The 14,057-nt window shown below is 69.1% G+C and carries 13 protein-coding genes; 6 read left to right on the forward strand and 7 right to left on the reverse strand.

Annotated elements, in window-relative coordinates:
* The first annotated feature begins 15 nt into the window (after positions 1 to 15).
* Positions 16 to 408, forward strand: a complete 393-nt coding sequence (locus tag QSK25_RS16520; RefSeq protein ID WP_285639231.1) for a VOC family protein — start codon at positions 16 to 18, stop codon at positions 406 to 408.
* Here the strand turns inward: QSK25_RS16520 and QSK25_RS16525 are convergent, their stop codons facing one another.
* Genes QSK25_RS16525 through QSK25_RS16535 form a run of 3 tightly spaced genes read right to left on the reverse strand, consistent with a single transcriptional unit; the run spans position 409 to position 4,404 of the window.
* Positions 409 to 1,335 (reverse strand): ABC transporter permease, encoded by a 927-nt coding sequence (locus tag QSK25_RS16525; RefSeq protein ID WP_285639232.1) that lies wholly within the window; start codon positions 1,333 to 1,335, stop codon positions 409 to 411.
* Entirely contained in the window at positions 1,332 to 1,568 is a 237-nt protein-coding gene (locus tag QSK25_RS16530) for a hypothetical protein (protein WP_285639234.1), read from the reverse strand. The genes QSK25_RS16525 and QSK25_RS16530 overlap by 4 nt, the downstream gene beginning before the upstream one ends.
* Positions 1,561 to 4,404, reverse strand: a complete 2,844-nt coding sequence (locus QSK25_RS16535; RefSeq protein WP_285639235.1) for an alpha/beta fold hydrolase — start codon at positions 4,402 to 4,404, stop codon at positions 1,561 to 1,563. Before QSK25_RS16535 ends, QSK25_RS16530 begins: the two co-directional genes overlap by 8 nt.
* A 359-nt stretch (positions 4,405 to 4,763) precedes the next feature.
* Here QSK25_RS16535 and QSK25_RS16540 point away from each other — a divergent pair, with 359 nt between their 5' ends.
* Positions 4,764 to 5,768: a TerC family protein gene (locus QSK25_RS16540; protein ID WP_285639236.1), complete on the forward strand. Its 1,005-nt coding sequence runs from the start codon at positions 4,764 to 4,766 to the stop codon at positions 5,766 to 5,768.
* On the opposite strand, the gene QSK25_RS16545 is transcribed toward QSK25_RS16540, so the two are convergent.
* Positions 5,769 to 6,971: a metal-dependent hydrolase family protein gene (locus tag QSK25_RS16545; protein ID WP_285639237.1), complete on the reverse strand. Its 1,203-nt coding sequence runs from the start codon at positions 6,969 to 6,971 to the stop codon at positions 5,769 to 5,771.
* An 89-nt stretch (positions 6,972 to 7,060) separates the two neighbouring features.
* Between QSK25_RS16545 and QSK25_RS16550 the strand changes: the two genes are divergently transcribed.
* From QSK25_RS16550 to QSK25_RS16560, 3 genes are read left to right on the forward strand one after another with little or no spacing between them, the layout of a single operon-like run.
* The gene (locus tag QSK25_RS16550; protein ID WP_285639238.1) at positions 7,061 to 8,920 is read left to right on the forward strand and encodes a S9 family peptidase; all 1,860 of its coding nucleotides are present in this window, start codon (positions 7,061 to 7,063) and stop codon (positions 8,918 to 8,920) included.
* Between the two features lie 49 nt (positions 8,921 to 8,969).
* Entirely contained in the window at positions 8,970 to 10,157 is a 1,188-nt protein-coding gene (locus QSK25_RS16555; protein WP_285639240.1) for an ATP-binding protein, read from the forward strand.
* Between the two features lie 6 nt (positions 10,158 to 10,163).
* Positions 10,164 to 10,943, forward strand: coding sequence for a tetratricopeptide repeat protein (locus tag QSK25_RS16560; RefSeq protein ID WP_285639242.1), 780 nt, complete (start codon positions 10,164 to 10,166; stop codon positions 10,941 to 10,943).
* On the opposite strand, the gene QSK25_RS16565 is transcribed toward QSK25_RS16560, so the two are convergent.
* Positions 10,925 to 11,581, reverse strand: coding sequence for an RES family NAD+ phosphorylase (locus tag QSK25_RS16565; RefSeq protein ID WP_285639243.1), 657 nt, complete (start codon positions 11,579 to 11,581; stop codon positions 10,925 to 10,927). The two genes, QSK25_RS16560 and QSK25_RS16565, sit on opposite strands and share 19 nt — an antisense overlap.
* Positions 11,582 to 11,608: 27 nt before the next feature.
* On the reverse strand, positions 11,609 to 12,193 hold the full coding sequence (locus tag QSK25_RS16570) for a DNA-binding protein (RefSeq protein ID WP_285639245.1): 585 nt from the start codon (positions 12,191 to 12,193) through the stop codon (positions 11,609 to 11,611).
* Positions 12,194 to 12,349: 156 nt separating this feature from the next.
* Between QSK25_RS16570 and QSK25_RS16575 the strand changes: the two genes are divergently transcribed.
* The gene (locus tag QSK25_RS16575; RefSeq protein ID WP_285639246.1) at positions 12,350 to 13,519 is read left to right on the forward strand and encodes a glycosyltransferase 87 family protein; all 1,170 of its coding nucleotides are present in this window, start codon (positions 12,350 to 12,352) and stop codon (positions 13,517 to 13,519) included.
* On the opposite strand, the gene QSK25_RS16580 is transcribed toward QSK25_RS16575, so the two are convergent.
* Entirely contained in the window at positions 13,461 to 14,006 is a 546-nt protein-coding gene (locus tag QSK25_RS16580; RefSeq protein WP_285639247.1) for an HdeD family acid-resistance protein, read from the reverse strand. The genes QSK25_RS16575 and QSK25_RS16580 overlap by 59 nt on opposite strands.
* Between the last annotated feature and the right edge of the window lie 51 nt (positions 14,007 to 14,057).

A 14,057-nucleotide genomic window follows, 5' to 3' on the forward strand; every position in this document is an offset into this window, starting at 1 on the left:
TCTTACGGTGCTGTCATGGCAATCGGAATCCAGGTCACGATGGACGCGGCGGACCCCGGCAAGCTCGCCGGCTTCTGGGCGGAGGCGCTCGGGTACGTGGTGCAGCCGCCGCCTCCCGGGTTCGACTCGTGGGAGGACTTCGCCGTCAAGAACAACATCCCGTTCGAGTCGATCAACGACTACTCGGCGATCATCGACCCCGAGGGCACCGGGCCGCGGATCTTCTTCCAGCGCGTGCCGGAGGGCAAGACAGCGAAAAACCGCCTCCACCTCGACGTGAACGCCGGGCTGGAGGCGGTTGACCGGCTCGTCGGCCTCGGGGCCACCAAGGTCCAGGAGTTCAGCGACGCCAAGGGACATTGGGTGGTGATGCTCGACCCCGAGGGCAACGAGTTCTGCGTGCAGTGACTAGCTGGTGATGTCCTTGGTCTTGAACTGGCGCGCCGCGAGCAGCGTGAAGATGCCGCCGTAGACGAGCGCGGAGAACGTGCCGCGGGTCATCTCCGACCAGTCGATGTCGGTCGAGAGCAGGTCCGCCCACGCCATCGCGTAGTGCGTCGGCAGGTAGTTGCGCAGGTCCCCGAGCGGCTCGATCTGGTCCAGGATCTGCGACACGATCGAGACGAGCACCGTGCCACCGACCGCGCCGAGAGGTGCGTCGGTGGACACGGACAGGAACATCGCGAGGCCCGCGACCCAGAACAGGTTGATCGAGATGTAGACGACCGCGAACGCCATGGCGAGCACGCCGTCGCCGAACGGGGCCGCCTCACCGGTCGGGCTCACCACCTCGCCCGTGCCGTACCAGGCCACGCCGACGGCCAGTGCGACCGCGGGCAGCAGGGCGAGGGCGAAGACGCTGAGGATGCCGCTGCTGATCGCCTTCTGGCGCAGCAGGCGGTGCCTCGGGATCGGTGCGGCGAGCAGGTACTTGAGGCTCGACCACGACGCTTCGGACGCGATCGTGTCGCCGAAGAACAGCGCCACGATCATCGGCAGCAGGAAACTGCTGCTCACGAACAGCGTGAGCACCACGAAGTTGATGCCGCTGGCGGTCGCGAGGTCCACGAAGCCGCCGGAGCGGCGGTTCGGGTCGGACGAGCCGATCTCGAAGCTCACCACGAGGATGAACGGCAGCAGCACCAGGAAGCCCAGCACGAGCTGGGTGCGGCGGCGGCGGATCTGGCGTTGCAGCTCCACGTGGATGCGAAGCGTGCGGCGCGCCTTGTAGCCCTTGGACGACCCGTCCGGCGCGACCTCCGTGTGCTGCTTGGCGGCGGCGTCGGTGAGGTCGGTGAGCGCGCCCGGATCGGTGTGGACACCGTTCTCGGTCATCGGTCCACCTCCTGCGGTTTCGGCGCCCTGGTGCGGTTCGGGTTCGCGGTGAGGACCGTTCGCATCAGCGGCAGGTCCTCGGCGGGCCCGAAATTGTCGGTGTCGCCTGGGATAATTGAATCTAGGGGTCCCCCTTCGCCGGCGAGCAACGTGCGCTCGCTCGACGAGGGGACCTCTGCTTCGGCGTGGGTCTCCGCCGTGGCGGAGGCCGCTGCCATCAGGAAGTCATTCACCGACCAGCTCCAAGAACGCGTCTTCCAGCCTGCGCCGCGGGCCCGCCGAGTCCACCGCGATGCCCGCCGCCACGAGAGCGGTGAGCGCGGCGGCGCGCGGGACGCCGTTCATCGACGCGTGCACGGCACCCTCGTCCTCGTGCACGTCGTGCACGCCTTCGAGGCCCCGCAGGACATCCGCTGCCTTCGAAGGGGAGTCGACGCGGAACGTCGCCTCGCCGCCTCCCGCCGCGATGTCGGACACCTCGCCGGCGGCGACGAGCTGACCCTTGTGCATCACGACCACGTGCGAACAGGTCTGCTCCACCTCGGCCAGCAGGTGCGACGACACGACGACCGTGCGGCCCGCCGCGGCGTAGCGGCGCAGCACCTCGCGCATCTGGTGGATCTGGGGCGGGTCGAGACCGTTGGCCGGCTCGTCCAGGATCAGCAGGTCCGGCAGACCGAGCATCGCCTGCGCGATCGCGAGCCGCTGCCGCATGCCCTGGCTGTACGTGCGCACGCGCCGGTGCACCGCCTTGCCGAGACCCGCGATCTCCAGCGCCTCGTCGAAGTGCGCCTCCTCCACCGGACGACCGGTGGCCGCCCAGTACAGGCGCAGGTTCGCCGCGCCGGACAGGTGCGGCAGGAAGCCCGAACCCTCGACGAACGAACCGATGCGCGACAGCACCGGGGCACCCGGCGTGATCTTGTGGCCGAAGACCCGGATGTTGCCCTCGGACGGGTGGATCAGGCCCATCACCATGCGCAGCGTCGTGGTCTTGCCCGCGCCGTTGGGGCCGAGCAGACCGAGCACCATGCCGTGCTCGACGCGGAACGACAGGTCCGTCACGGCCTTCACGCCGCCGGGGTAGGCCTTCGTGAGGTTCGAGATGACCAGCGGCACGTCCGCGAGGTCCGGGTCCGAGTCCTGCGCCATGCGGCGGCGGAACATCGCGACGATGCCCGAACCGATCAGCACCAGGAGCGCGACCACGATGCCCCACAACGCTTCCATCGGGAAGCCCTCGGAGACGTTGCGACCGGGCACCACGGGCACCGAGATCTCGTCGGCGGCCAGGGAGATGCGGTACGCGGCGGGCTGCTCGGCGTTCGCGAACGCCTGGTCCGTCGTCGAGATGACCAGCGCCAGCTTGTGCTCGGCCTCCACCGGGCGCACCGCGCCCGGCAGCGTCACGGTCACCTCGGCGGCCGAACCGTCCGGCGGCAGCGCCACCCGGAACGGGGCGACGATCGAGCCGGGCAACGTGCGGGTGCCGTCCGCGGAGACGTCGTAGAGCTTCGCGAACAGGATCGCCTCGCCGGTGCTCTGGTCACCGCGCGCGACCTTCAGCCGCACCGTCGACGACCCGGTCAGCAGCACCTGCGAGGTCAGTTCCTCGGAGGTGAACACCGCGGCCTGGCCCGGCATGTCGAGCGAGAGCCGCGACGAGATCGCCGACGACCGCGACAGCGCCGAGCCGAGGCCCGGCAGGTTGCTGATCGACGCCGGGTTGCCGCCCGCCGGGTTCACCGCGACCTGCTCGCGGCCGGTGAGCTTCAGCGTCCTGCGCTCGGTCGGGGAACCACCGGTCAGGCCGGGGTACGCCGGCGCGACGACCGTGCGCAGCGACGGCTGGCCGGACGAGCGGAACGCGCCCTGCACGGTGTACTCGAAGCCCGTGCCGGGGTCGGTTCCCTTGCCGCGCAGGTGGAAGTCCATCCAGTCGGCGATCTCGCCGCGCAGCGCGGTGCCGGGGTTGCCGCCGTCGTGGCCGCCCGCGTACCAGACCATCTTCACCGGGCCGCCGGCCGCGGAGATCTGCCGCGCGGTCGCGTCGGACTGGTCGAGGCCGAACAGGGTGTCCTGCTCGCCCTGCACCAGCATCGTCGGCTGCTTGATCTGGTCCGTCACGGCGACGGGCGACGACTTGCGCAGCAGGTCGAGCGTCTGCTGCGACGCACGGCCCTTCGTCGCGACCTCGGTGTAGGCGGCGCAGACCTCGGGGGTGAAGCGGCCGCACGCGCCGAGTGACGGCGTCGGCGGCTGCTGGCCCTGACCACCGGAGTTGCCGCCGGGCTGCTGCGGAGCGGTCACCTGCTGGTTGTTCGACTCCCGCTGGCCCTGTTCGGGCGCCTCGCCGGTGGGCGACGACAGGTCGATCGACGTCATGCCCGCCGAGAAGAAGATGCCCGCCCAGGACCGCTTGAAGACGCCGTCCTCACCGAACGCCGTGGCGGACGGGGTGGTGTCCGCACGCGGCGTCGCGAGCGCGGAGTTGGGCAGCAGCGACTGCGCGAGGTCGTTGTACGTGATCACCGGCACGAGGGTGTCGACGCGCTTGTCGACGCCCGCGAGCAGCAGCGACAACGCACCGCCGTACGACGCGCCTGTCACGCCCACGCGCGGGTCGCCGCCGCTGTCCTTCTCGACCTCGTCACGTGTGCCGAGGAAGTCGAGGAGCTTCTGGGCGTCGCGGACCTCGCGGTCGATCGAGTTCAGCGCGATCTGGCCCGTGCTGCGGCCGAAACCGCGCGCGGACCACGTCAGCACGACGAAGCCGCGCCGGGCGAACTCCTCGGCCTGCGTGTGCACGCTGCGCAGACTGCCGCCGAAGCCGTGCGCGAGCATGATCGCGGGCGCGGGCGTCTGCTGGGGGAGGTAGAGGCGGGTCTCGATCGTCACCGTCTGAGCGCTGTCAGGGCTCTCAGGTGCGTCGATGTTCGCTTCTTTGAAGGAAACGGCTACGGGGTCGTCTCCGGATCGAGTGAAGTACACGCCGCCTGCGACGACGGCGAGTACCACGATCAATGCGGGGATCGTCCACCTGCCGCGAAGGCGGGAGAGGCGGGACACGTCGATGACGATATGCGAGTTTTGCTGAGAACGGCCTGTCGGGATCCGCTGGCGGTCTCAGCATCAGTGGATCTTCAGCGCGGCTTCAGGTAGTGGACGGTTCAACCCCGAACGACACGCTGTGTATTCCCGTTGCACCTGGTTGCGTGGGTCTGCTCACCCTGTGTGGCGCTAACCGGACTTCATGGAGCACAATATTCACGCAGCATGGAGGGGAGTACTCCCTAAGCGGCGGTGTCGTCAGTACGGAGCTCAACGTTGAGGTCCCGGTGCCGTCGGTCGTTCGAGAGATCATCTCGGCGGCGGAGGAGACCTCCGGGTGAATTTGGCGTGCGCTGAGAATCCCGGAGGTATGCGTTGTGAACGTCCCCGCATGGTTGTGGCTCGCGACGATCGGTGGTCTGCTCGTCCTGCTCGCTGTGGATCTCGTGATCGTCGATCGAAAGCCCCATGAGGTGACGATCGGTGAAGCCGCCCGCTGGGTGATCTTCTACGTGGCGGTGGCGGCCCTCTTCGGGCTCGGGATCTGGTACTTCTCCGGTGGTCAGTACGCGACGGAGTTCTTCGCGGGGTACATCACCGAGTACTCGCTGAGCGTCGACAACCTGTTCATCTTCTTGATCATCATGACGACGTTCAAGGTGCCCGCGATCCACCAGCACAAGGTGCTGCTGATCGGCATCGTGCTCGCCCTGATCATGCGCGGCATCTTCATCGCGGCCGGCGCGGCGCTCATCGCGCAGTTCAGCTGGGTCTTCTTCATCTTCGGCGCGTTCCTCATCTACACCGGCTGGCAGCTGGCGCGGGAGAACCACGACGAGGAAGAGGAGTACAAGGAGAACTTGATGCTCCGCATGGTGCGCAAGGTCTTCCCGGTGACCAACGACTTCCACGGCTCCAAGTCGTTCATCAAGATCGACGGCAAGCGCTTCGTGACCCCGATGTTCATCGTGATGGTCGCGATCGGCTCCACCGACCTGCTCTTCGCGCTCGACTCGATCCCCGCGATCTTCGGCCTCACCAAGGAGCCGTTCCTGGTGTTCACGGCCAACGCGTTCGCGCTGATGGGCCTGCGCCAGCTGTACTTCCTGCTCGGCGGCCTGCTCGCGAAGCTCGTCTACCTGTCGATCGGCCTCGCGGTCATCCTCGGCTTCATCGGCGTCAAGCTGATCCTGGAAGCCCTGCACACCAACAGCCTGTCGTTCCTCAACGGCGGCGAGCCCTTCCACGTGCCGACGATCGGCATCGAGGTGTCGCTGTCGGTGATCATCGGCGTGCTGGCCATCACGACGATCGCCAGCCTGTGGAAGGTGAAGCGCCACCCCGAGGCCGCGAAGCACATCGGGGCGGACGCCCACCACTAGTCACACCTGGGAGACGCCGTTCTGGTAGACGGCGCGGATGGCCTGCTTGAGCGTTCCGGCCTTCACGTGCTGCTCGGCGTCACCCTCCACGAGCACGAGATCGGCGAGCTTGCCACTGGCGAGCTCGCCGAGGTCGTTTCCGAGGCGCATCAGCTCGGCGGCCGACGTGGTGGTCGCGTAGAGCGCCTCCGCCGGGGTCATGCCGTACTCGACCATGAGCGTGAGCTCGTTCAGGTTGTCGCCGTGCGGGCCGACGCCGGAGTCGGTGCCCATCGCGATCTTCACCCCGGCCTGGTGCGCCTTCTGGAACGACTGGAAGTGTTGCGCCACCACGGCCTTGGCCTTGTCCATGATGACGTCGGAGATCGCCACGCCGGCGTTCGCCTGGTCGATCACCATGCGCGGCGCCATCAGCGTCGGCACCAGCCACGTGCCGTTCTTGAGCATCTCCTCGACGCCCTCGTCGGTGAGGAAGACGCCGTGCTCGATGGACCGCACGCCGTTGCGCACGGCCGTGAGGATGCCGTCGCCGCTCATGGCGTGCGACATGACCGCGATGCCGGCGGCGTTGGCCTCCTGCACGATCATCGCGATCTCCTCGTCGCGGAAGTGCGCGTGCCGCGGGTTGCTGCGCGGGGACATCACGCCACCGCTGGACGCGATCTTGATGATGTCGGCGCCGTGGCGGACCAGCGTGCGGATGACCTTGCGCAACTCCTCCGGGCCGTCGGCGACGGTGTCCGGCAGGCCGGGGTGCAGCGGCGGTGAGACGTGCGCGCCGCACTGCATCCAGTCGTCGTTGTGGCCGCCGGTCTGCGACACCATGTTGACCGCGATCTGCATGCGCGGCCCCTGGACCAGCCCGCGCCGCACCGCTTCCGCGACACCGAGGTCGGCGCCGAGGGCGTCGCGGACGGTCGTGATGCCGCACTGCAGCGTCGCCCTCATGTTGCCGATCGCCTCGTAGAACGGCAGCGAGAACGGCGTGTTCAGCGATCGCACCAGGTCGGCGCCGCTGAACATGAAGTGCACGTGGCAGTCGAACAGCCCCGGCAGGATCGAGTGGCCGGTCGCGTCGATCGAGGTGTCGCCGTCCAGACCGACACCGACGTCGACGATGCGGTCGCCCTCGACGACGACGTCGCCGGGCTCGAACCCCCGGCCGGTGAAGACCCTGCCCCCAGAGAACACGATGCGCGTCATACGCGGGAATCTATGCGGCGAGTCAATTTTTGTGATCGGTCAACAAATAACTCTGAGCTTTGCTAACAAGTTCTGTTAGCGTCCACGCCGTGCGCCCTGACGACCTGCAGCTGCTCACCACGCCCGGCACCGTCGCCGTGTCCGGAGACTTGGTGCTGGTCAGCATCACCACGCCCGATCTCGAGAAGAACACCTACCGGGGCGGTCTGCACCGGGTGTTCCCCGACGGAACGACAACACCGTGGACGCACGGTGATCGGGACAATGCGCAGCGCATTTCTCCCGACGGCAAGCTCGTCGCGTTCTTGCGCGTGTCCGGAAAGTCGAAGCCGCAGCTCTACGTCGTTCCCGTCGACGGCGGCGAACCACGCAAGCTGACCGACCTGCCGCTCGGCGCCGGCGCCCCGGTGTGGTCGCCGGACTCGACGCGGATCGTCTTCGTCGCTCGCGTGCCGGAGGAAGGCCGCTACGGCACCACCGACGACGGCCCCGAGGCCGAGGCGCCGCGCCGCATCACCCGCCTCGACTACCGCGTCGACGACGTGGGCTTCCTCGGCGACCGCCGCCCGCGGCTGCACGTCGTCGACCTGGACGGCACCGTGTCGGAGGCGACCGACGGGTCGTTCGACGTCTCCGACCCCGCCTGGCTCGACGACTCGACGCTGGTGTTCGTGGCGCCACGCGACCTCGGTGTCGTGGAGACGCTGCACTCCGACCTGTACACGGTGCCCGCTTCGGGCGGTTCGCCGGCTTTGCTGCTGCGCGGCGCCGGCGAGGTCTCGATGCCGTTCGTCGCCGACGGCTCGTTGTTCTGGCTGGGCACGGAGTTCACCGGCATCGACGCCGTGGCCCGCAACCAGGGCCTCTGGAAGTCCTCTGTGGACGGTTCCGGCGCCGTGCGGTTGACGGACGTCGAAACCGTTGACGTGGAACGGCTCTCCGGCCCGCCGGTCGCGGATTCCTCCGGTGTGCTGCTGGTCGTGCGCAACCGCGGCGCCCTGGAGCTGCGCAGGATTCCCTTCGACGGGGGCTCGGGCGAGGTGCTGGCGGGGTCGTCGGCCGCCGTTCGCTCGTTCGCCTCCGACGGGTCCACCGTGGTCGCCGTCGTGTCCACTCCGGACAGCGTCGGTCAGGTCGAGTTCGTCGGAACCGGTGTGCGCACGGCGTTTCCCTCGGTGGCCGCACGCGAGGTCGTGGAACTCACCGGCTCCGCCTCCGACGGCTACCCCGTCCACGGCTGGCTGGTGCTGCCCGAGGGCGAGGGCCCGCACCCGGTCGTGATGGCCGTGCACGGCGGCCCGTTCATGTACCACAGCTGGGGTTTCTTCGACGAGGCCCAGGTCTACGCCACCGCCGGCTACGCCGTCGTCCTGCCGAACCCGCGCGGCTCGGCGGGCTACGGCCAGTCCCACGGCCAGGCGGTCATCGGCAAGTTCGGCACGGTCGACGTGGACGACGTCCTGTCCCTCCTGGACGTCGCACTCGCGCGACCCGACCTCGACGCCGACCGCGTCGGCATCATGGGCGGCTCCTACGGCGGCTTCATGACCTCGTGGCTCTCCGCGCACCACGGCGAACGCTTCAAGGCGGCCTGGTCCGAACGCGCCGTCAACGCCTGGGACTCGTTCGGCGGCTCGTCGGACATCGGCTACTTCTTCGCCGACGCCTACTGCGGCCCCGACCCCGAGGCGCAGCGGGCGATGTCACCGCTGACGTACGCCGAGAAGATCAACCTGCCGTTCGCCGTCGTCCACTCCGAGCAGGACTGGCGGTGCCCGCTGGAGCAGGCGCAGCGGATGTTCGTGGCGCTGAAGCGGCGCGGGGTCGAGACGGAGATGCTGATCTTCCCGGGCGAGGGGCACGAGCTCACGCGGTCGGGGCAGCCGCGGCACCGCAAGCAGCGCTTCGAGGCCGTGCTGGAGTGGTGGGGCCGCTACCTCAAGGCCTGACCCGTTCGGCCGCTGGTCCTCCCGCTGCCCCGGACGTGAAGGTGTTCTCGTGGAGAGCACGCCGACCGGGGCAGTGGTGCGGGCCAGCTGGCACGGCCTGCCGTCCTTGCCGTCGGCTGTGCCACGTCAGCTGCCGGCCGTGGTCTCGACGTTCAGCGGTCGGCACGACGAACTGGCGGCACTCGACGCGGCGCTCGACTCCGGTGTCGCCGTCATCTCGGCGGTGAACGGCACAGCGGGCGTGGGCAAGACCGCTTTGGCGCTGCGCTGGGCACATCGGGTGGCCGAGCGGTTCCCGGACGGCCAGCTGTACGTGAACATGCGCGGGTTCGAGCCGGACCGCGAACCCATGTCCGCCGGCGAGGCCGTGCGCGGTTTCCTCGATGCACTCGGGGTGCCGAGCGATGCCATCCCGGTCGGACTGGACGCGCAGACCGCGTTGTTCCGCAGCAAGGTCGCCGGGCGCCGCGTCCTGATGGTGCTCGACAACGTCAACAACGCCGCCCAGGTCCGTTCACTGCTGCCGGGCGGACCGGACTGCTTCGTCGTGATCACCAGCCGCAACCACCTCGCGGGCCTGGTCGCGGAGCACGGCGCGCGGCCGCTGCGCCTGGACCTGCTGCCCGACGACGAAGCCGCAGCGTTGCTGCGCGACCGGCTCGGCGACGTGGACACCGGTGCTTTGGTCGAGCTGTGCGCGGGCCTGCCGCTCGCGTTGAGCATCGCCGCGGCCCGAGCCGCGCTGGAACCGAACACCTCCGTCACCGCACTGCGCGAGGAACGCCTGGAGGCGCTCGACCTGGGGGAGGAGCACGTCAGCCTCCGGTCGGTGTTCTCCTGGTCGGTGCGGGCGTTGAGTGATCCGGCGGCGAGGCTCTTCCGGTTGCTCGGTCTGCATCCTGGGCCGGACGTCGACGCCCGTGCCGCGGCCGCGCTCGCCGGGGTCCGCGAATGCCGGAAGTCGCTGCGTGAACTGGTGAGCGCCTCGTTGCTGGACGAGTACCTGCCGGGGCGGTTCCGGTTCCACGACCTGCTGAGGTTGTTCGCACGGGAGCAAGCGGAACGCGACGACGAGGCGCTGCGCCGGATGTTCGACTTCTATCTGCACACTGCCTGGTCGGCTGATCGCGCCTTGCAAGTCTGGCGGATCGGCATCGACTTGACCCCGGCCGATCCAGAGGTCCTGCCGCTTTCCTTCCCGGGGCCGGTGCAGGCAGGTGAGTGGTTCGCCGACTAGCACGAGGTGCTGACGAACCTGGTGCATCACGCGGTGGAGGCAGGACTCGACCGGGAAAGCTGGCAGTTGACCATGTCCCTGCGCAGCTACCTCACCACGCGAGGGCATTGGCGCGACCTCGCCTCGATGTACCGGACCGCTGTCGGATCAGCTGATCGGCTGGGAGACCCCGTCGCACAGGTTCGCGCTTGCCGGGGGCTTGGTCGCGCGCTCACCAAGCTGTCGGAGTGGGAGGAGGCGGAGACTGTGTTGCTGCGCGCGTTGAACGTCGCCGAGGAGATTGGTGACCTCGTTCAGAAGGCGCATTGCCACGAAGCGCTGTCCACGATGTGCTCTGCGCGGGGGTGGCATCGGCGTGCTGTGCAGCACGCGACCGGCACGCGGAAAATCGGTCCTGGGGACAACCCATTCTGGGCCGCGACGTCCTGGGTGCGGCAGGCGCAGTGCTACGCGGCGCTAGACATGTTCGATGAGGCGCGTTCCTGCGCTGTGAAGGGACTGGAGCTGCACCGTTCCGTCTCGCCGCAGCACGAGACCGGGCAGGCGAAGGCGCTTTTCTGCGTCGCTTACGTGTACTCCCGGCAGGGTGAGCCGGTTCGTGCTCTGGAGTGTGCCGAGGAGGCGTTGGCGATTCATCGGCGTTTCGGCAATTGGGCACGGATGGTGGAGGACCTGGAGCTCATCGCCGACGTCCATCGCGCGTTGGGGCGACCCGACGACGCACTCGCAGCGATGGAGGAGGCGCTGGCGATCCGGGAAGCGCTGAATCAGCCCAGCAACGTGTAGTTGAGCTCCTCGCACACCCGAGCCAGCGGCAGGTCGAGCCCCGGATGGTCCAGCGGCAACAACACGTCCGGAGCCGCCGGCAACCCGGACGCCCCAGGCGGGTCCCACAGGCAGATCGCCGGATCCCCGGAGTCCATCGACGACCGGTACCAAAGCCCGTCCAACTCCGGGTAGGCCGCCCGAATCGCCCGCGACCAGGCCTGCGTCACCAGCTTCGGCCCGGTCGAGATCTCCTGCGACGCACCGACCCGAGTGGGCCACAACCCGCCCAGGTCCAACAGCCGCAACGTGCGCCGAGGTCGCAGCACCACCAGGAACGGCGAGCGGGTGCGGCGGTCCACGATCGAGGTCGCCTGGAAGACCTCGGCGATCGACGTGCGGACCGAGAGGCCGAAGTACAGGACGCCGTTCTCGTGGTCCTGCACCGGCGAGCCGTCCGGGGCCGGTTGTTGTGCGTCGAAGCGGGCGTGGGGGAGCGGGCCCGTGTAGCGGAACGTGTTCCAGCGCTGCGGGTGTGAGCCCTTCGCCGTGAAGACGCGGACCAGGCGGGTCGCGCGGTGGACGGCTACGACGTCCTCGGTGCGGCGCAGGTGTGCCTGGAGCACGGCAGGGGCAGGCGGCTGCGGAAGCCGTGACATTCGGGTCCTGTCGGTGTTCGGGAACGCTCAGGCAGGTGTGCCGAGCGTGGCGGCGAGGGTGGCTACCTTGCGCGGGTCGCCGCCCGCCAGTAGCCAGTCGCGCGGGGTTGCGGGCTTGCCGTCCACCGGCAGGTCTTCCTGGGTGGTGGTCATGAAGGCGGCGACGACGAGGGCCGGCTGGTCCGTCGGGACCTCGGAGAGCACGGTCTCGAGGCCGGGGAGGACGCCGGTGCCCGCGAACTGCCACGCGGGCAGGCGCCAGCTGCCCCTGTCCTTCCAGCCGACGAGCCTGCCGACGCCGAGGCGGTGGCGGATGCGGCTGGTGTCGACCTGGAGCTGGCGGGCCGCCTCGTTCACGGTCAGCGCCGAGTCGCGCAGGACGGCGTGGGCGACGACGGTGCGGGTGCGCGGGCGGGAGTCGGCCGGGCCCGCCGGGGAGAGGTCCAGGCCCACGTCCTCCAGTGCCGCCTGCTGGTCCGGCGTGAAGTAGGTGGCCGGTTCCGGGTGTGGCGGGGCGAGCCTGCGTGCCGCGTCGGTCACGAGGGCCAGGAACTCGTCTGGGCTCACCTGCAGGCCGGCCTTGGCCAGCACCGTCTCCAGAGCAGGACTCATGCGCACAGAATATCCCGTGCGTGCGCATTTGTGCGCCCCTCGAACGGCGCAAGCTCGAACGATCGACGTTGCGCGGTCATGCGACGACGCTACGTGAGATTTGCGGTTACGCAGTGGTGACGTGGGCGACATCTGGCACATCGATACCATTCCCGGATGCAACTCGACCGCACCGCCAAGCGGGTCGTGGTGGCTTGGGCCGCCGTCATGGTGGCCACGCTGGCCTACGTCATGCTCCGCCCCCCGGGGTGGTCGCTCGACCTGCGCGTCTATCGCAACGGCGGGGCGGCGTTCCTCAAGGACCTCCCGCTCTACGTCGAGGGCTTCGCCAAACCGCTCGGTGGGCCGGACCTGCCGTTCACGTACCCGCCGATCGCCGCCGTGCTGTTCAGCCTGCTGGCGCTGGTGCCGCTCGGGGTCGCGATCTTCGTGGTGGCGGCGGCGAACCTCGCCATGCTCACCGGGTTGTGCCTGATCGCGGCGCAACGCGTGGTCGGCTGGGGGCCGGACGCGGTCAAGTGGGGGCTCGGCGCGGCGGCCGTGTCGTCGATCTTCGACCCGCTGCGCGAGACGTTGTGGTTCGGGCAGATCAACCTGTTGCTGGGCCTGCTGGTGATGGCCGACTGCCTGCTCGAACGCACCCGCTGGTGGCCTCGTGGCGCGCTCATCGGCTTGGCGGCGGCCATCAAGCTGACGCCGGCGTTCTTCGCGTTGTTCTTCGTCGCGCGACGGCAGTGGAAGCCCGTGTTCGTGTCCATCGGCTCGTTCTTCGCCTTCGGCGCGTTGGGGTTCCTCATCTCGTTCGGCGATGCGAAGGAGTACTGGACGCACGCGCTGCTCGATCCGGGCCGCGTCGGGCGCCTCACGTACGCGTCGAACCAGGCCATCCGCGGCACGCTCGCCCGCTTCGGGCTGGAGGACGGCGCCCAGGTCGGTGTGTGGCTCGTGCTGGCGCTTCTGGTCGTGGCGACGGTGTGGTGGTTGGCGTCGCAGGTGGGCGAGATCGAGGCGTTCTTCGTCGTCGCGATCGGTGGCCTGCTGATCTCGCCCGTGTCGTGGGGGCACCACTGGGTGTGGATCGCTCCCGCGCTCGTGCTGCTGTCCCGGCCCGCGCTGCGTCGGCAGTGGGCGGCGTGGGCGGTCGTGGCCGTGTTCGCGATCGGTCCGCACTGGCTCTTCCCGCGCGACAACGACGTCGAACGGGACTGGGCGTGGTGGCAGCAGGTGATCGGCAACCTCTACGTGTTCGTCGGGGTCGCCGTGCTGGTCACGCTCGCGGTACGCGTGGTGCGAGACCGCCGGCGAGCTGCTTCAACCGCAGGCTGAACAGGATCAGCACCACGCCCCACAGGATCGCGAAGACCCCGATGGTGATCACGAACGCCAGCGCGCCCGCCGTCGGGTTCACCACCAGGATGATGCCGAGCAGCACCGTCAGCGCGCCCGTGACGACGTAGAACCACTCGTTCGTCATCACCTTGCGCAGGCGGATCGCGTCGACGATCTGCAGCACGCCGGTGACGAGCGCCCACGCGGCGATCAGGAGCAGCAGCGCGGTCGCCGTGATGCCCGGCCAGAACAACGCGATCAGGCCCGTGACCACGCCCAGTGCGCCGATCAGACCCAGCGCCCACCGAGCTGGCCACTCCTTGTGGGTGAGCGTCAGGTACAGCATCATCGCGCCGTCGAAGAGCGCGTAGGCGCCCCACAGGATGATCAGCGCCAGCAGGGTCAGGCCGGGCCACACCAGGGCCGCCAGGCCGAACAGGACGGCGAACACCCCGCGCACCGTGAAGAGCCACCACCGTTGCATGGTCTGGATGGTCTCGGCTGTCGCGGAGGTCGGCAACCTGAGACCCTCGTC

The sequence above is a fragment of the Lentzea sp. NBRC 102530 genome, from assembly GCF_030269365.1.
Taxonomy (GTDB): domain Bacteria; phylum Actinomycetota; class Actinomycetes; order Mycobacteriales; family Pseudonocardiaceae; genus Lentzea.